We start from the raw sequence: 18,609 nt of genomic DNA, 5'->3' as shown, positions 1-18,609 counted from the left end.
CCATGGACGACGACACGCAGTACACCGACGACGAGCTCGAGACCTTCTTCGGCTCGCCCGACGCCCGCCACGCCGCCCTCGACGAGCGGCGCGGCACGGCCGGCGCCCCGGCGGCCCGCCCGGCCCCCCGCCGCGCGCGGTCGGCCGAGGACGACGAGCTCGCCTCGTTCTTCGGCTCGCCCGACGTCCGGACGCCGGGCGGCGACGGGGCCGCCCGCGACGCCGGCCTCGTGCCGCCGCCCGGCCCCGCCGCGCCGCCGCCGCCGACGGGCCCCGCCGCCGAGCGCCGCCGCCGCGTCGGCCGCGCGCTCGCCATCGTGCTCGGGCTGATCGGCCTCGGCGTGTTCGCCGGCCTCGGCGTGGTCGCCTACCTCAGCCAGAACCTCCCCTCGTTCGAGCAGATCGAGAACACGGAGAACCTCCTCGCCACGCAGGTCCTCACCGCCGACGGCCAGGAGCTCGCCCGCTACTACGCGGACGAGAACCGGACGTGGGTCGGGCTCGACGAGATGAGCGACTACGTCCCCCAGGCCCTCATCGCCACCGAGGACCGCCGGTTCTTCGACCACTGGGGCGTCGACCTCTACGCCTTCGGCGCCATCCTCAAGGACTTCCTGACGTCCGGCGAGGCCCGCGGCGCCTCGACCATCACGATGCAGCTGGCGCGGAACCTCTACCGCGACGCGACCGGCTTCCGCGTCGGCGAGAAGTCCGTCGTTCGGAAGGCCAAGGAGATCCTCATCGCCGTCCGCCTCGAGCGGACGTACACGAAGCCAGAGATCCTCGAGGCCTACCTCAACACGGTCCCGTTCCTCTATAACGCCTACGGCATCGAGGCCGCCTCGCAGACGTTCTTCTCGAAGCCCGCGCTCGACCTCGACGCCGGCGAGTCGGCCACGCTGATCGGGATGCTCGCGGCCAACAGCCGCTACAACCCGTGCCTCGCCGAGGGCGGCATCTCGGCCGAGTGCCGGGCCGCCGACCCCGACCCGACAGACAGCGAGCCGGGCCCGGTCATCGTCGAGAGCCAGAACGAGGCCGCCATCAACCGGCGCAACGTCGTGCTGATGAACATGCGGAACCAGGGCGTCCTCGACGAGGCGGCCTACCAGGCGGCCCGCGAGGCGCCGATCCGGCTCGCGTTCGACGTCTACAGCCACGAGGACAACATCGCCCCGCACTTCGCGGAGGTCCTCCGCTTGTGGTTCCGCGAGTGGGCCGAGGCCAACGGCTACGACCCCTACGAGGACGGGCTCGTCATCCACACGACCATCGACAGCCGGATGCAGGCCCTCGCGGCGGCGGCCGTCCAAGAGGAGATGGACCGGCTCCAGGGGATCGTCAACAACGGCTGGGGCTCGCCCTCAAACCCGTTCGGGTACTGGTGGAGCCGGAATACAGCCGTCGTCAACGAATACGTCCGCGAGACCGACCGCTTCCGCCGCCTCACGGCCGAGGGCGCCTCCGCGGAGCAGGCCGTCGCCCAGCTCCGCCAGAACGGCGCGTTCATGGACTCGCTCAAGCAGGCCCGCACGCGGCTCGAGGCCGGCCTCATCGCGATGGACCCGACGAGCGGCCAGGTCAAGGCGTGGGTCGGCGGCCGCGACTTCGTGCTCAACAAGTACGACCACGGCGGCCAGGCCCGACGCCAGCCGGGCTCGACGTTCAAGCTGTTCGCCTACGCGACGGCGTTCAACAACGGGTACTCGCCGCAGTCGGGCGTCTTCGACAGCCCGTTCCGCTGGGGCGACTGGGCCCCGCAGAACTCGGGCGGCGGCTACGCCGGCTACACGACGCTCGCCGAGGGCCTCCGGAGCTCCCGCAACGTCGTCGCAGCCCGGATCACGAAGCACTTCGGGACCTCCGAGATCGCGCGGACGGCCTACCAGATGGGCATCCGCACGCCGCTCGAGCTCCCCGAGTTCGACGCCGAGACGTGCCCGCCCTTCGAGGCCCGCAAGAACGACTGCTACCCCCGCTCGATCGCGCTCGGCACGCAGGACGTCTCGCTCCTCGAGATGGTCACGGCCTACGCCACGATCGCCAACTACGGCGTCTACCACGGGCCGACGCTCCAGGAGGACCGCCCGCAGAACGCGGACGTCCCGCCGCAGATCGTCCTGGCCGTCGACCGGATCGAGGACCGCTACGGGAACGTGATCGAGGACTTCACGCCGGTCGCCCGCGAGGTCCTCAACCCGAGCACGGCCTACACCACGTTCGACGCCATGCGCGCCGTCGTGCAGGCGGGCACGGGCCGCGGGATCGGCGGCTTCGAGGGCGTCTCGCGCCTCGACATGGCCGGCAAGACGGGCACGACGCAGGAGAACGCCGACGGCTGGTTCATCGGCATGACGCCCGAGCTCGTCGTCGGCTCGTGGACGGGCTTCGACGACCGGCGCATCAAGTACCCCTCGACGTCGGTCGGGCAGGGCGGCCGGACGGGCCTCCGCAACGTGGGCGCGTTCTTCAGCAAGCTCCAGACGGAGGGGCCCGAGGACATCCGCCTCGACCCCGACCTCGACTTGGAGCGGCCGGAGGACTACCAGCCCCCGACGCGTCGGAGCCGGATCGGCGACTCGGGCTACTGGCCGGGCGACAGCCGCTCGCGCCGCTCGCGCGGGGGGGCGGGGGCCGGCGGCAACCGCCAGAACGAGACGGCCGACCGACCGGCCCGCGAGATGATCGACCGGTTCCGCCAGCGCGAGCGCGCTGCGCCGGCCCCCGAGCCGCGCCCGCAGACCCAGGGTGGCGGCTCCGGCGGCCGGATCGGTTGGTAACCCCCCGTTCGCTTGCGCCCGCTCGCGGCCGGTGCCTCCCCCTAAGACCGGGGAGACACCGGCCGCTGGCCCTTTCTCCGCTCCCTTGAGGTGAGGTCACGGAGAGCCTCGAGGCGGGTGAACGACGGTCCCAGGCGGCTCCGGGAGTCGGTTCCGTCAGAATATGTGTGGGCCGAGCGCCCGCCCCTCTGCACCGCCGACCCGCTGGTACGAGAACCGGTATCGCCCCGGAGCCCGTGGACCCTCGACGACCGTGTCGGGCCCCGCACGGCGGCCCTCCCACCACCGGTTTTGCCGCTCCTATCTGCGGCCTACGGCAATGGTCCTCTCAGGCCACCTCCCGAGGGCTCTTGCCCTTTTCGCTGCCACTTTCGCGGCGCTTCTCACGGCCTCGACGGCGCTCGCGCAGTCGCCGGTGATCCGGTTCGAGAACCTCGACGGGGCCCCCTTCCCCGACCGCCTCGTCATGAGCCGGATCGGAACGCTCGCCGCCCCGCCCGAGGCCAACGGCGTCCATGACGTCGCCCGCGTCCGGCTCCGGAACGAGGGGACCGCCGCCCTCACCGTCTCGGCCCTCACGCTCGCCGGCCCGTTCGAGCTCGTCGCCCCCCCGGCCCTCCCTTTCTCGGTCCCGGCCGGGGGCACGGCGGACCTCGCCGTCCGGCTCATCGCCGAGACGGGGACGCTGAACAACGGGACGCGGGGGACCCACTCCGGCGCGCTCACGGTCGGATCGAACGACCCGGCCCGACCGAGCGCGGCCGTCACGCTCCGGGGGTACTGGCAGAGCGTGTCCGAGAACAACAAGGAGCCAAGCCTCGTCCAGCTCGTCGAGCAGCTCTTCGGGTACAAGACGAAGGTCCTCCTCTCCGGCCAGTCGATCAACAACCGGGGCCGGGTCGAGCGGGTCGGCGACGAGGTCCTCTCGTCGTACTGGCGGGCCGCGGACTCGGCCCAGCCGATCACGGTCCGTCAACTCGCGGCGTACCACGGGTGCTGCACGACCGGCGACCCAATCTACTGGTTCGTCCGGGGGTCGTCGTCGGCTAACCTCATCTTCCGCCATAGACCGGCTGACGGCCAGACCGTGCTCCCCCGCATCAACATGAGCACCACAGACCTGGCCGCGGGCAGCTTCGACCCAAGCCCGGGGGCCGTCTTCGGGTTCCGCGTAAGCGGGGCCGAGTGGAGCGACCCGTACCGGAACGACCCGACGCCCGACGACTGCTCCAGCGGGGCCGGGACGTGCGGGCACCACGTCCGGTTCTGGCCGGCCAAGGACCCGAGCGGCGCCCCCATCCCCAACGCGTACCTCATGGGGATGGACTTCGCCGGGATCAACTACGACTTCAACGACAACGTCTACCTCGTCTCGAACGTGACCCCGGCCGACCCCGTCGCCGCCACGGTCCCGGCCCGGCTCAACGCCGGCGGCCCGGCCGTGACGACGGGTGGCGTGGCGTACGAGTCGAGCCGGTTCACGACGAACGGCCAGGGCTACACGCCGACGTGCGACCTCGGCGACATCGCCGGGACGACCGACGACGACCTCTACCGGACGGAGCTCGAGCCGGTCACGGGGAGCGCCCCGAAGGCGTTCGCCCTGAACGTCCCGGTCCCGAACGGGGCGTACACGGTGAGGCTTCACTTCGCCGAGATCTACTGGGGGAGCTGCGGGGCCCCGGCGGCGACGGTCGGGAAGCGCGTGTTCTCGGTGACGATGGAGGGCCAGCGGGTCCTGACGGACCTCGACATCTTCGCCGAGGTCGGGGTCCGGGCGGCCCTCGTCAAGACGTTCCAGACGACGGTCACGGGGAACGTCCTGAACGTGTCGTTCCTCGCGTCGAAGGACAACCCGATGCTCTCCGCCATCGAGGTCATCTCCGGGGCGGCCAACCAGCCGCCGGTCGCCTCGTTCACGGCGACGGCGAGCCCGTCGAACCCGCTCGCGTTCACGTTCGACGGGTCGGGGTCGACCGACAGCGCTGGGACGATCGCCTCGTACGCGTGGGCGTTCGGGGACGGGACGACGGGGACCGGGGCGACGACCGCCCACACGTACGCGGCGGCCGGGACGTACACGGCCACCCTCACCGTGACCGACGACCAGGGGGCGACCGGGACGGCCTCCCAGTCCGTCACGGCCACGGCCCCGACGCCGTCGGGCTCTGGCCCCTTCCTCGAGTCGGGAGGGCTCGTCGTCGCCGAGGCCGAGAACGCCAACGAGTCGGTCGCCCGCGGGGGCCAGTCGTGGACGGCCACCCCGGCCTCGGGCGCCGTCGGGACGGCCCTCGGGGCGCTCCCGAACACGGGGGCCAACATCAACGCCGGGTTCGTCGACACGGCCCCCGAGCTCCGGTTCCGCGCCCAGTTCTCGACGCCGGGGACGTACTACGTGTGGGGCCGCGTCCTCGCCGGCTCCGACGCCGACGACTCGTTCCACGCCGGGATCGACGGGACGGGCCCGGCCTCGGCCGACCGCTTGGTCTCGACCGTCCGGAACGGGTTCTCGTGGGCGAACAGGACGATGGACCAGAACTCGCGGGCGACCCTCACGGTCGGCTCGGCGGGCGAGCATGTCATCAGCGTGTGGATGCGGGAGGACGGACTCGTCCTCGACCGGCTCCTCCTCACGACAGACGCATCGTACACGCCGACGGGGACGGGACCTGCGGAGAGCCCTCGCAGCTCTGGCAACGCCCCCCCGATCGCCGAGGCGGGCTCCGTGACCGTGTCGCAGGCGAGCGGCAGCGCGTGGAATACGGTGCTCCTTCAGCGCTCGTTCTCGGACCCCATCGTCATCATGGCCCCCCCCTCCTATTCCGACCCGGCGCCCCTGACAATCCGGGTCCGGAACGTGACGGGGACCGGGTTCGAGTTCCAACTCGACGAGTGGGACTACCTCGATGGGGTCCACGGGACGGAGACGGTCCCCTACCTCGTCGTTGAGCGGGGCGTCCACACGCTGGCCGGCGGGCAACTGCTCGAAGCCGGTACCGCAGTGGCCCATGGGGGCTTCCAGGTGGTTTCGCTCTCAGCGCCATTCGCCGCAGCGCCCGTCGTCCTCACCCAAGTGGTGACGGCCACGGCCCCGCAGGCGGCGACCGTCCGGCTCCGGAACGTGGGGACGACCTCGTTCCAAGCGAGGCTCCAGGCCCAGGAGTCCATCCCAGGCTTCGGCCAGGAGACGCTGGCGTACGTGGCCGTCACGCCGGGGGGCACCGCCGGGGAGCTCGAGGTGAACCGGACGACCAACCGCGTGACCAACACGGCCGGCGCGATCTCGTTCGGGGCCCCGTTCGCCACGGCTCCAGTCGTCGTGGCCACGATGCAGACGACGAACGGAGCCGACCCCTCCGCGCTCCGCGCCCTGTCGTTGAGCCCGAGCGGGATCGAGGTCCGGGTCGAGGAGGAGCAGTCGGCCGATGCCGAGACGTCGCACGGGGCGGAGGTGGTCGGGTACGCCGCGCTGAAGGCCGGTCCGATCTACGCGGCCCCACCGTCGCCGCTCGTAGCCCAGGGCCCGAGCGGGTCGCTCGCCGCGGCGGCGCTCCCCGAGGAGTACGTGCTCGAGCCGAACCGGCCGAACCCGTTCCGGTCGCGGACGATCCTGCGCTACGCGCTCCCCGAGGACGCCGCCGTTCGGCTCACGGTCTTCGACGCGCTGGGCCGACGGGTGGCCGTCCTGGTCGACGAGGCCCAGCCGGCCGGGTGGCACGAGGCGTCGTTCGATCCGGCGGGGCTGGCGACGGGAGTGTACGTGTGTCGCTTGGAGGCCGGCCCGTTCGCCCGGTCGATGCGAATGGCTCTCGTCCGATAGCGCGAGAGGGATCTGCTCCTGGCGTCCGCACAGGCCGACGCCAGGAGCGCACGAGAACCGCAGCGACCAAGTCGATAGGAGTCCTCGGCCCGTAGGCGGAGGGGTCCCCCGCGACGAGTGGGAGCCTCCGCGCCAAGCCGGCGGCACCCGCGAGGCTGGCCCCCCCGTCGTCGTAGTCTTGGGGCATGAAGATCCTCCACTGCGCCGACGTCCACCTCGGGTACGAGACGCACGGGCGGCTCGACCCGGCGACGGGCCTCAACACGCGGCTCCTCGACTTCCGCCGCTGCTTCGACGTCGTCGTGCAGCGCGCGCTCGACGAGGACGTCGACCTGTTCCTGTTCGCGGGCGACGCCTACCGGACGGCCGACCCCACGCCGACGCAGCAGCGCCAGTTCGCCGAGGCGCTCCGGCCCGTGCTCGAGGCGGGCATCCCCGTCGCCATGGTCGTGGGCAACCACGACCACCCGGTCAGCTTCGGGAAGGCGTCGTCGGTCGACATCTTCGGCGTGCTCGACGGGACGGTCGAGGTGTTCGCCCAGCCGACGTTCCGGGCCGAGGGCCAGCCGGGCGGGCCGATCCAGACCAAGAGCGGGCCGCTCCAGTTGGTCGCGCTCCCCTGGCCCATCCGCTCGAAAATCCTGGCGCGCGACGAGTACCGCGGCAAGACGCCCCACGAGATCCGCCAGCTCGTCGAGGACTACTACACGGCGTTCGTCCAGCGCTGCGCGGCCGAGGCCGACCCGGCGGTCCCGCTCCTCGTCGCGGCGCACCTCACGGTCCAGGGCTCGGAGCTCAGCGGGAGCGAGCGGGCCAGCCTCATCGCTCACGAGCCGACGTTCACCGTTGCCCAGCTGGCGCAGCCGGGCGTCGACTACGTGGCGCTCGGGCACATCCACCGGTTCCAGGACCGGAACGCAGAGGCGTTCGCGCGCGGCGAGGGCCCGCCCGTCGTCTACTCGTCGTCGATCGAGCGGATCTCGTTCAAGGAGCACGACGCCGACAAGGGGTTCGTCCTCGTCGAGATCAACCCCGAGGGCGAGCCGGGAAGGCGAACGGCATTCGAGTTCGTCGCGACGCCGGCCCGCCGCTTCGTGCCCATCGCCGTCGACGCGACCGAGGCCGAGGACCCCACGGCAGCCGTCCTCGCAGAGATCGCGCGGCACGACGTGGCCGACGCGGTCGTCCGGGTGCGGTACCGCGTGGGCGAGGAGCAGCCGCCGGTCGACGAGGCCGCCATCCGCGACGCGCTCGCCGAGGCCGACACGGTCGCGGCGGTCGAGCGCGAGCTCGACGGCGTCGAGCGCCAGCGGCGGACGGTCGTCCGCAAGGACACGTCGCTCAAAGAGGCCGTCGAGCGCTACGTCGACCAGCATGAGAACCTCGAAAAGATCAAGGACGACCTCGTGGCCGCGGCGCTCGAGATCGAGCGCGAGGTGGACGCGGCGCGGTAGTGCCCGCCGGGCGCGCCCGCCTCGGCGTCGAGGCGGAGAGGGCCGGCCTACTCCCCCTCCGGCAGCTCGGTCCACACCCGGCACGTCGCCGGCAGGGCCTCGGCCGCCTCGACCGCTGTGTCCTCCGCCTCGAACACGCCGACGACCGCGGCGCCGGTCCCTGACAGGACGGCGTGCCCGGCCCCCGCGTCGAGGAGGGCCTCGCGGGCCGCTCGGATCTCGGGGTGCGTGGCCTCGACCGGTCCCTGGAAGTCGTTGGTCACCTCGGCCCGCCACCGGACGAGGTCGTTCGAGACCACCGCCGCGGCGAGGTCGGGCCGGGAGCCATCGTCGGGCGTGATGCTCGCGAACGCCTCGGCCGTCGACACGTGGATGTCGGGGACGGCGACGACGAGCCAGAAGGGACAGCGGTACGGCTGCCCGTCGGGGTCGAGGAGCGGATCAAGGTGCTCGCCGCGCCCCGTCCCGTAAGCGGGCACGCCGTCGAGGAAGAACGGGACGTCAGATCCGAGGCCGAGGGCGAGGGCGTGGAGGTCGGCCTCGGGGACGTCGAGGGACCAGAGGCCGGTGAGGAGGCGGAGCGCGGCAGCGGCATCGGACGAGCCGCCCCCTAGCCCGGCGCCGTAGGGCACACGCTTCTCCAAGTGGAGCGCGGCGCCGAGCGCCGGATTGCCGGCCCACTGGCGGAGCGCCAGGGCCGCGCGGACGACGAGGTTCGACCCGTCGGTCGGGAGCCCCGGGTCCGTCGTCGTGAGGACGAGTTCGTCGGCCCGCCGGCCCGAGAGCCGGTCGGCCCAACCCAGGGGCAGGAAGACCGTGGAGAGGTCGTGGTAGCCGTCGGGGCGGCGGCGGAGGACATAGAGGCCGAGGTTGACCTTGGCGGGGGCGAGACGAGCGGGCACGGGCACGGCCGGGGGAAGGGCCTCGTTTTGACCCCGTCCGAGGCCCGGAGGTCCGGCCGAATCCCACCGGCCTTCTCAGATCGGACCGTACCTTCGGCCACGGTTGCTACGCCTGCTCTCCTCCCGGCGCCCCCATGCCTCTTCCCGTCCGCGGGATCGCTCTGCCCGTGCTCGCGGCCGTCTGCCTCCTCGCGAGCCCTGACGTCGCCTCTCAGATCGTCCCGCCCACCACGTCGTCGGCCCGGATCTCCGCGCTGAGCGCGTCGGCTCGCGCGACGCGGTCCGCGACGGACGAGATCGTCCTTGGGGGGCCGGTGGACCCGCGAGAGTATGTCGTCGGGCCCGGTGACGTGTTCACGGTGTCCGTCGGCGGGGGCTCCGTGTCGAGCCCGCCGCGGCAGACCGAGACGGTAGTGACGGCCGACGGGCTCCTCGTCGTGCCCGAGGCCGGCACGTTCGACGCCGCGGGGAGGACGCTGGCCGCCGTCGCCGCGGAGGCCCGCGCCGCCCTCCGCCGCCGCTACGCCAACGTCCCGACGGACGTGGCGCTCTCGGTGCCCCGCCGGTTCGCCGTCTACGTCTCGGGCGCCGTGCCCCTCCCCGGCCGCCAGATCGTCACGGCCCTCGGGCGGGTCGAGGACGCCATCGCCGAGACCACCGGCGGCCTCAACCCGCTCGAATTGGCCGACTACGCGACGCCGCCGCGGTTCGAGGTCGAACGCCGCGTCGCGCTTCGGAACGTCCGCGTGACGGGCCGAGACGGGTCCGAGCGCCGCGTCGACCTCTACCGGTACTACACGACGGGCGACCTCGAGTACAACCCGATGCTCGCCGACGGCGACGCCGTGTTCGTCCCGACGTTCGACCCGGTCCGCGAGGGCATCAGCGTGAGCGGGGACGTCGAGCGTCCGGGGTACTACGACTGGCGGCCCGACGACACCGCTGCGGCCCTCGTCGCCGTGGCGGGCGGCCTGGGCCTCGAGGGGAGCGGGGCCATCGTCCGGCGGACGCGGAGGGCGGGGAGCCAGACGGAGAGCGTCGAGGTCCCCCTCGCCGAGGCGGCCCGCCTCGACCTCGCCCCGCGGGACCAGATCTCGGTCGTGGCCGCGGCGCCCCAGGCCGGCTACGCCAGCGCCATCGGGGCCGTCGCGTTCCCAGGCGCCTACCCCATCGTATCGGGCGAGACTACCCTCGACGACCTCGTCGAGGCCGCCGGCGGGCTCGCCCCCGACGCGCTGGTCCGGGGAGCGTACATCGAGCGCACCGTCCGCTCCGAGCCCGAGGCCGCGCGGGCCCAGCAGCTCCGGTCCCCGCAGGCCCCTCAGGGCGACCGCCCGGCGGCCGTCTCCGCCTTCGACTCGACCGCCACGGCGCCGGGGCAGCTCAGCGAGCTCGGCCTCTTCGGCCGCCGCTACTACGCCCAGGAATACGTCTCGACCCCCCGGCTCTCCATCGACGTCCCCGCCGCCCTTCGGGGCGGCGGGGACGTCGTCCTCCGCGACGGCGACCGGCTCGTGGTCCCCCACGACGTCGGCGCCGTCCGCGTGTTCGGGCAGGTCGGGGCTCCGGGCTACGTCCCGTTCCGGCCCGGCCTCACCGCTGGCGACTACGTCGACCTCGCCGGCGGCCCGGGCCCGGTCGCGACCACGACCTACACCGTCGACGCGCGGACGGGACTGTTCACCGCCGGCCGCGAGACGCCGGTCGAGGCCGGCGACGCCGTCTTCGTCGACCGGCCGAACACCTCGGACTCGCCCTCCATTGAGGGCTTGGCGCTCCAGGAAGAGAACCTCCGGCTCCAAGCGGAGCGGGCGGACCAGGAGGCGGCCCGGGCCAACCGGCAGTTCGTGGTCCAGACCATCACCGCGCTGGCCGCCATCATCAGCCCGATCCTCTACTTCATCTCTGCGCAGTAGCCGGCATGGCCCGTCCGTCCGATTCCGACCCCGTGCTCGCCTCGAGGCTCGTCGCCGCCGGCGACGGGGCCAGCGAGATCCCGCCCGATGGGGGCGACTACTTCGACGCCGACCGACTTGACGAGGCTCGTGCGGCGGCGACCGACCGCTCGCGGGCCCGGCTGTGGTGGGCCGGCTCCGTCCTCTACCGCCGCCGGTGGTGGATCGTCGGGGCGACGGTGCTGGCCGCGATCGCCTCGGTCGCGATCTCGCTCCAGATCCCGAACCGGTACCGCGCCGAGACCCGCGTGCTCATGCCCGAGGACGGCGGCGGCGGCCTCATGGCGAGCGCCCTGAGCAGCATCTCCCCGACGGCCGCCGCGCTGCTGTCCGGCGGTGGCGCCGGGTTCACGCGCTACATGGCCATCCTGTCGAGCCCCTCCACGATGGCCTCCGTGGTCGAGCGGTTCGACCTCGTCGATCGCTACGAACTCCAGGACGAAGACCACCCGTTCGACGCGGCCGTCCGTGAGCTCACCGACCGGGCCCAGTTCGAGGTCGCCCTCGATTTTGACTACCTCGGGATCTCCGTCCTCGACGAGGACCCCGAGACGGCCGCCCAGATGGCGAACTATTTCGTCGCGCGGCTGAACGAGCGGAACATCGAGTTCCAGTCGAGCAGCGCGGCCGACAACCGGGTCTTCCTCAAGCGGCGCCTCGACCAGGCCAACGCCGACCTCGACTCGGCCCAGGCCGAGCTCCAGTCCCTCCAAGAGCGCTCCGGCGTCGTCGAGCCGACGGCGCAAGCCGAGGCCCTGTTCTCCGCGCTCGCGGCGTCGCAGGCCGAGGTGGCGACGGCCGAGGTCCAGTTCCAAGCGCTCCTCTCCCAGTTCGGACCCGACAACCCCGACGTCCAGTCGGCCCGCGCAGGGCTCCAGGCCGCGCGGGGTCAGGTCGACCGACTCCGGGGCGGGGCCGAGGCGGGCCTCCCCGGCCTCAGCGGCCTCCCGCGCGTCCAGCGTCAGTACGCCGAGGTTCTCCAGGAGCTCGAGATCCAACGGGCCATCATCGAGACCGTCCAACCGCTCTACGAGCAGGCCGCGCTCCAGGAACAGCGCGATGCCGACGCCGTCCAGGTCCTCGACCCCGCAACGCCGCCGGCCCGGAAGGCCGAACCGCGCCGGTCGCTCCTCGTCATTGGGGCGACGCTGTCGGTCGGGCTCCTCGCGGTCGTCCTGGCGCTCGTCGTCGCGTGGATCCGCCAGCGTCTGCCCTCGGTGCTCGCCCGGCTGGAGGCGGGCGCTTAGGACATGGAGGCCCCTTCCCTCGCCTCCTCCTTCCGCCTCCAGATGCGCCTCGCGGTCGCCGCGGCGGTCGGGGCCGGCGCGCTCGTGCTCCTGGTAACCGGCCTCATCGTCGCGAGCGGGTCGCAGGTCGTGTGGGCGGTCCCCATCGCGCTGACCACCGGGCTGGCTCTCGCGCTCGGCCGGCCCTCGCCGCTGGTGCAGCTGGCGACCGTGCTGGGGTCAGCAGCGCTTCTCGTCGGTGGCGAAGAGGGCCTGGGGGTCGGCGAGGTCCTAGCAGGCGTGCTTCTCGTGGGCTACCTCGCCACGTGGTACGCGACGGCGCTCGCGACCGGGCGGCGGTTCGTGTCGTCCCTGCCCGACCGAGCCGCGGCGGTGTGGCTGTTCGGGATCGCCCCGCTCGGAGCCGTGCTCGGGGTTGTGTTTGGGATGAACGCCTACGACTTCCGGGCCGACCTCCTGGCTACCCTCCCATTCGCGCTGTACTTCCCCGTCAAAGATGCCGCGACGCGCTCTCCGAGAGGGGCCGTCACAGTGGCGGTCGGGCTAGCTTGGCTGGGCGCCTACTCCGCCATCTCCAACGGGCTCGCCCTCCGTGCCGTCGTCAACAGCGCCGACGCCGCGTGGCAGATTGCCGACGCCCGGTTCATCATGGGCGAGACGTCGATCACGTCGGGCCTCCTCCTCAGCCTCGCCGCGCTGACGGTGTCGCGACGGTGGACCACGCGGGGGATCTGCATCGTGGCGACGGGCGCCTTCCTGGCCGCCCTCATCCTGACGAGATCTCGGGGCTTCTGGGTCTCCGGGGCGCTGGGGCTCGGGTTCCTGTGGCTCGTCGCTCCGGGCCGCGCGCGCGTCCAAATCGCGGTGTACGTAGCGCTCGGCCTGGCCTTCGTTGCAGCGCTCGCCGTCGCGCTGTTCCCCGAGGAACTGGCCCTGCTCGCCGACGGGACCATCCGCCGGTTTGCAACCCTCTCGACGGCGACGATGCGCGACATCTCGCTCGTCAACCGGTTCGCCGAGACCTCGGCGGCGTGGGAGCGGATCCGCGTCAATCCCATCCTGGGGTACGGATGGGGCGTCCAGGTCACGCGCTACGACATGGTGTCATACAGCACGCTCCACTGGGCCTTCCTCCACAACGGGTACGTGGCGCTGTGGTTCAAGACCGGGATCTTCGGGCTCCTCGCCATGCTCACGGTGTGGGTCGGCGGGATCCTCCGGGGGGTCGTCGCCACCCAGAACCCGCGGCTCGAGGCCGCCAGTCGGGCGTGTGCCCTCGGGGGGACGGCCACCCTCGTCGCCCTCTCCCTCGCGTCGGTCACCTCGAACCCGTTCTCGATCCTCGATCAGATGCTGGTGGTCACGCTGTTGATGGGTCTCACCAACGGGGTGGCGGATCGGGCCGCGTTCCTGACGGCCCGGGCCGAGCGTGGCGGGTCCTAAGGCGAGGACCATCGGTCAGAACTCGCTGGCGCTCGGCGTCGGGCAGGCCGTCACGCTCGTGGTCAACTTCGCCGCGTGGGTCTACCTGTCGCGCGTCCTCGGCCCCGAGGGGTTCGGACTGATCACGCTCGGCCTCGCGATCCTCTCCTACTTCCTGCTGGCGGTGGCGCTGGGCCTTGATGTCGTCGCCGTCCGCGAGATCGCCCGGGCCTCGGACGGCGCCGCGGCGCTCCACAGGCTGGTCGCGAACGTGCTCGGGCTCCGACTGGCGCTCGCGCTCGTCGCCACGGCGACCTACGTCGGCATCGCGGTGTGGGTAGCGGGGACGGCCGCCGCCGCCGCCGCCCTCACGATCCTGTCGCTCCAACTCGTCGCCCGGGCCGTCCAGCTTGACTGGGTGTACCAGGGTGTCGAGCGGATGTGGGTGGTCGCGCTGCGGACGGCCGGGGCCGCCGCCCTCCTCGCCGGCCTCGCGTTCGCCCTCGTGCGCGACGGCACGGACGTCGTGGTCGCGGCGGTCGCCGTTGGCGTGGCCCCGCTCGTCGCCAACGCCGTGCTGCTGGTGGCGTACGCCGGCGAGTTCGGGCGTCCGAGGCTGAGCACGGCGTCGTGGCGAGCGCTCCTGATCCCGGCCGTCCCGCTGGCCGCCTCGGCGTTCATGAGCGAGGTGTACTACAACCTCGACAAGATCATGCTCGAGGCGCTTCGGACGACGGCCGAGGTGGGACTCTACGGGGCCGGTTACAAGGTGTACGCCCTGGCGGTGGCCCCGGCGACGGCGCTGTTCCCGGCGTTCTTCCCGTCCCTCGCCCGGGCGGCCACGCGCGAGCAGAAGGCCGAGGCCGCCCGCCGGTTCGCAAGCGCGCTCCTCCTGATCGGCCTGCCCGTCATCGCTGTGGCGCCGTTCGCCGCCGCGCCCCTCCTCGACGCCCTGTTCGGCCCCGAGTACGCCGAGGCAGGGCCCGCCCTCCAGCTCCTCCTGGCCAACGCCGGCGTCGTCTACCTCGCGATGACGTACGGCGTGCCGTTGACCGCATGGGACCGCGAGCGGGCCTACTTCGTCGTCGTCACGGCCGGGGCCGTGCTCAACGCCGTGCTCAACGCCGTGCTCATCGGTCCGTTCGGGACCGCGGGGGCGGCCGGCGCGACCCTCTGCACCGAGGCCTCGATCCTCGTGGGGATGGCCGCGCTCCACAGACGCGACACCGGCGCCCTCCACGCCTCGGCGTGGCTCCGGGCCGTCCCGCCCGCCATCGCTGCCGGGGTCGCGGCGTGGGCGTTCTGTGCGGTCTGGCCCCTCTGGGCATGGATCCCGGCGGTCCTCGCGGCCTGGGCGCTGACGGCGGCCCTCAGCGGCGGGCTCCGCGCCTTCCGCGACGCGCTCCGCCCCGGCCCATGACCGCGACCTCCCTCGTCTTCGAGCCGAACGTCGGCGCCCACCAGGCGGAATACCTCCTCTGGGTCGCCCGGGCCTGGGAGCGCGCCCGGCCGGCCGGCCGACGGCTCGTGATCGGCGCGCCCGCTGAGTTGGCCGCGCGACGCCCCGAGCTCCGCGCCACCGCCGACCGAGCCGGCATCGAGTTGGACCTCGCGGCCGCGAGCGAACCGCGCGGCTCGTCGCTGTCGACCCTCACGGCGCTCGACCGCTGGACCCCGCTCGCCGACGCCGTCGCACGGCACGACGCCCAGCGAGTCGTCGTCCAGATTCTCGACCACTACCTCGCCCCGCTCGCGGCCCGGCGGCCCCTGCCCGGCGTCGCGCGGCTGGGCGGCATCCTGTTCCGGCCGTCGCTCCACTACTCGGAGATCGGCTCTCCACCCGAGTCGCTCGGAGAGCAGGTCCGCCAGCGGCTCAAGACGGCGCTGACGCGGCACGCCCTCCGCCACCCCCTCCTGACAGACGTCCTGAGCCTCGACCCCTCGGCGGTCCCCGCGCTGTCTCGAGGAACGCGGGCCCGTGTGCGGCCGCTCCTCGACCCGGCCCCGCCCGAGGTTCCGAGCGAGGGGCGAGAGGCCGTCCGCGCCCGCTACGGCGTCGAGCCGGGGCGCCAACTCGTCGCGTTCGCGGGCGCCCTCGACGACCGGAAGGGGATCACGCGGGGCCTCCGCGCGCTCGCCGCCCTCCGGCCGGACGTCGCCGCGCGCACGGCGGCCGTCCTTGCCGGACGCGTCGCCGTCTCCGACCGGGGCGAGTTCGACCGGGCGATCACCGAGGCGGAGGCGGCCGGGGTCCAAGTCGTGCTCCACGACGCGTACCTCTCGCCCGAGGCCCTCGCCGCGCTGGTCGACGCGGCCGACGGTCTGGCGCTGCCCTACGACCGGCACGTGGGCTCCAGCGGGTTCCTGGTCCGCGCCGCCGCGTCTCGCACGCCCGTCGTGTCGCAGGCGTACGGGTGGATGGGCCACGCCGTCCGCACGCACGGCTTGGGGCACACGGCCGACCCCACCGACGCGGCCGCGTTCGCACGGGCGCTGGAGCACGCCCTCGAGGTCCCGCGTTCGGACTCGGACCTCGCCGACGCCGATGCCTTCGTGCGCCCGCACACGGTCGACGCCTTCACCGCCCCGATCCTCGACGTCCTCGCCGGACCGACCCGTGTTTGAGCCCTCCTCCCCCCGGCGCGTCTGCCTGGTCTGGCCGCGGCTGGGACCGTACCACCTCGCCCGCGTCCGCGGCGCGCACGAACGGTTCGCCCGCGACGGCGGAGAGGCCGTCGCCCTCGACGTGGCGACCGACGACCGACTCTACGAATGGGAGGTCGAGCGCGAGCCGACGCCCTTTCGGCGCGAGGTCGCGTTTCCTGGCCGGGTGTTCGAGGACCTCTCCCCGTCCCAGATCCAAGCCGGCGTGACGGCCGCGCTCAACCGGATCGACCCCGACGCCGTCGCCGTGTCGAGCTACTCGACGCCGGACGCCCGGGCGGTCGTGGCATGGTGCCGGCGCCACCGGCGGACGGCCGTCATGCTCTACGACAGCCGGGCCGTCGACGCCGCGCGGAGCCCGCTCCGGGAGGCCGTCAAGCGCACCCTCGTCCGCCAGTTCGACTCGTGCTTCGCCTCGGGCGCCGAACACGGCGCCTACGCGATCGACCTCGGAATCCCGCCCGAGGCGGTCGTCACCGGCATGAACGTCGTCAACAACGCGGCGTTCGCGGCCGGGGCGGAGGCCGCCAGACAGGCGCCCGAGCGGTGGCGTGACTTGCCGGGCCTCGACGAGCCGAGCGTGCCCTTCTTCCTCGCCTCCAACCGGTTCATCCGGCGGAAGAACCTCCCGGCGCTCGTCCGCGCCTACGCGGCCTACCGAGCGCGAGCCGAGACCGGGGGCCCCCTCCCCTGGCCACTCGTCCTCCTCGGCGACGGTGAGAGACGGGACGAACTGGAGCGGCTGGCCGGAGACGGCGTCGTGTTCGCGGGCTTCCAGCAGGCGGCCGTCCTCCCGGCGTACTACGGGCTGGCGGGCGCGTTCGTCCACCCGGCCCTCAACGACCAATGGGGCCTCGTCGTGAACGAGGCGGCGGCGGCCGGCCTCCCGCTCCTCATCTCGACCGGGACGGGCGCCGCGGCCGACCTCGTCGAGGTCGGCCGGAACGGGTACACCTTCCCCCCCACCGACGAGACCGCGCTCACGGAGGCGATGCTCCGGCTCGCCATGCTCTCCGACGAGGAGCGGACGGCGTTCGGCGCGCACTCCCGTGCGCTCGTGTCGAGGTTCACGCCCGAGACCTATGGCGAGGGGTTGCACAAAGCCGTCCGCCTCGGGGAGCCACGCTCCGACCGCGGCCTGAGCCTCGCAGCGCGCGCCGTGCTCTGGGCCCTCCGAGTCGGCGCGCGCGACGCGTCCTCCTTCCACACCGTCGAGGCATGACCCCCGCGACCGACCGCCCCGTCGCCGTCGTCGGCCGGTTCCCGCCCCCCATCGACGGGCAGGCCATCGCCACGGAGCGGCTGGCCGCCCTGCTGACGTCGCCCGAGGGGGGGAGCTTCGACGTGAGCCGGCACGACGTGGGCCCGCCCGACACCCACTTCGGAGCGTTGTCGGAGCGGCTCGGGGTGGGCCGCGTGCTCCACTTTCTCCGCCGTCCGCGCGCGCTCCGCCGCGAGCTCCGGGCCCACCCCGAGGCGCCCATCCTGTGGCCCTCGATCTCGCCGTCTGCGCTCGGGCACGCGCGTGATCTCCTGACGGTCGTCCCGGCGTTCGGACGGCGCCCGGTGGTCGGCGTCGTGCACCGCGGCGACTTCGACCAGCTGTTCCGGTCGCCCGCGACCGCGGCGACGGGCCGCGCGCTCGTCCGCCGGCTCCGCGGCATCGTGTTCCTGTCGGAAAGCCTCGCCGACCGGTGCGCCCCGTTCGTGCCGGACGCCAAGCGGTGGGTCGTGCCGAACACGATCGACGCGATTGCCACGCCCTCACCCCACGAGGTCGCAGCAGCCCGAGACCGGCGGCGGAGCCGGGCAGGCGTCCGCGTGCTGTTCCTCTCCAACATGATCCCGTCGAAGGGCTACGACGACGTCCTCGACGCCCTAGCCGCTCTCCGAGACCGCGGCGTCGAGGCACACGGGACGTTCGTCGGGCGGTGGCCGTCGGACCGGGAGGAGACCGCCTTTCACCAGCGGATCGACGCACTCGGCCTCGGCGATCGCGTCGGCGTGCTCGGCGGCGTCTCCGACCGGGAGCGTCTCCGGGCGCTCCTCCTCGACGCCGACGTGTTCGCCCTCCCGACGGCCTACCCCATCGAAGCCCAGCCCCTCACGGTGATCGAAGCCCTCGCCGCCGGGACGCCGGTCGTCGTGACGCGCCAAGGCGGGCTCCCGGAGATGATCACCGATGGCGTCGAAGGGCGGTTCGTGCCGGCCCACTCGCCCGACGCCGTCGCCGAGGCGGTCGAGGCCCTCGCCGCTGCCGACCGCTGGGCGACCGCCTCGGTCGCTGCGCGGGCCCGGTTCGAGGCCGCGTTCAGCCCCGAGGCCGTCGGCGCGCGGTGGCAGGACGTCCTCGCACGGCTGTAGC

The 18,609-nt window shown here is 73.2% G+C and carries 11 protein-coding genes; 10 read left to right on the top strand and 1 reads right to left on the bottom strand.

Going from position 1 to position 18,609, the window contains the following annotated elements; genetic code table 11:
• Window positions 1-2 precede the first annotated feature (2 nt).
• The 3 genes from BSZ37_RS08860 (at window position 3) to BSZ37_RS08850 (ending at window position 8,054) form a co-directional block, all read left to right on the top strand.
• The gene (locus tag BSZ37_RS08860) at window positions 3-2,780 is read left to right on the top strand and encodes a penicillin-binding protein 1A (protein WP_095510208.1); all 2,778 of its coding nucleotides are present in this window, start codon (window positions 3-5) and stop codon (window positions 2,778-2,780) included.
• Window positions 2,781-3,099: 319 nt separating this feature from the next.
• Window positions 3,100-6,600 (top strand): malectin domain-containing carbohydrate-binding protein, encoded by a 3,501-nt coding sequence (locus BSZ37_RS21975; RefSeq protein ID WP_179299541.1) that lies wholly within the window; start codon window positions 3,100-3,102, stop codon window positions 6,598-6,600.
• Window positions 6,601-6,785: 185 nt separating this feature from the next.
• Window positions 6,786-8,054 (top strand): metallophosphoesterase family protein, encoded by a 1,269-nt coding sequence (locus tag BSZ37_RS08850; RefSeq protein WP_095510206.1) that lies wholly within the window; start codon window positions 6,786-6,788, stop codon window positions 8,052-8,054.
• A gap of 47 nt (window positions 8,055-8,101) precedes the next feature.
• On the opposite strand, the gene ispE is transcribed toward BSZ37_RS08850, so the two are convergent.
• Window positions 8,102-8,956, bottom strand: coding sequence for a 4-(cytidine 5'-diphospho)-2-C-methyl-D-erythritol kinase (gene ispE, locus BSZ37_RS08845; protein WP_179299540.1), 855 nt, complete (start codon window positions 8,954-8,956; stop codon window positions 8,102-8,104).
• A 134-nt stretch (window positions 8,957-9,090) separates the two neighbouring features.
• Here ispE and BSZ37_RS08840 point away from each other — a divergent pair, with 134 nt between their 5' ends.
• Genes BSZ37_RS08840 through BSZ37_RS08810 form a run of 7 tightly spaced genes read left to right on the top strand, consistent with a single transcriptional unit; the run spans window position 9,091 to window position 18,608 of the window.
• Complete coding sequence (locus BSZ37_RS08840; protein ID WP_095510204.1) at window positions 9,091-10,872, top strand: polysaccharide biosynthesis/export family protein; 1,782 nt, start codon at window positions 9,091-9,093, stop codon at window positions 10,870-10,872.
• Window positions 10,873-10,877: 5 nt separating this feature from the next.
• Window positions 10,878-12,158 (top strand): GumC family protein, encoded by a 1,281-nt coding sequence (locus BSZ37_RS08835; RefSeq protein WP_095510203.1) that lies wholly within the window; start codon window positions 10,878-10,880, stop codon window positions 12,156-12,158.
• Between the two features lie 3 nt (window positions 12,159-12,161).
• Window positions 12,162-13,601, top strand: coding sequence for an O-antigen ligase family protein (locus BSZ37_RS08830; protein WP_095510202.1), 1,440 nt, complete (start codon window positions 12,162-12,164; stop codon window positions 13,599-13,601).
• Window positions 13,588-15,000, top strand: a complete 1,413-nt coding sequence (locus tag BSZ37_RS08825; protein ID WP_095510201.1) for a flippase — start codon at window positions 13,588-13,590, stop codon at window positions 14,998-15,000. The genes BSZ37_RS08830 and BSZ37_RS08825 overlap by 14 nt, the downstream gene beginning before the upstream one ends.
• Entirely contained in the window at window positions 14,997-16,205 is a 1,209-nt protein-coding gene (locus BSZ37_RS08820; RefSeq protein ID WP_179299539.1) for a glycosyltransferase, read from the top strand. The genes BSZ37_RS08825 and BSZ37_RS08820 overlap by 4 nt, the downstream gene beginning before the upstream one ends.
• Window positions 16,198-17,466, top strand: coding sequence for a glycosyltransferase family 4 protein (locus tag BSZ37_RS08815; RefSeq protein WP_143537603.1), 1,269 nt, complete (start codon window positions 16,198-16,200; stop codon window positions 17,464-17,466). The genes BSZ37_RS08820 and BSZ37_RS08815 overlap by 8 nt, the downstream gene beginning before the upstream one ends.
• Window positions 17,463-18,608, top strand: a complete 1,146-nt coding sequence (locus tag BSZ37_RS08810) for a glycosyltransferase family 4 protein (RefSeq protein WP_095510198.1) — start codon at window positions 17,463-17,465, stop codon at window positions 18,606-18,608. Before BSZ37_RS08815 ends, BSZ37_RS08810 begins: the two co-directional genes overlap by 4 nt.
• The last annotated feature ends 1 nt before the right edge of the window (window position 18,609 follow it).

It is taken from the genome of Rubrivirga marina (genome assembly GCF_002283365.1).
Taxonomy (GTDB): domain Bacteria; phylum Bacteroidota; class Rhodothermia; order Rhodothermales; family Rubricoccaceae; genus Rubrivirga; species Rubrivirga marina.
This window is presented reverse-complemented; position numbering and strand designations above follow the sequence as displayed.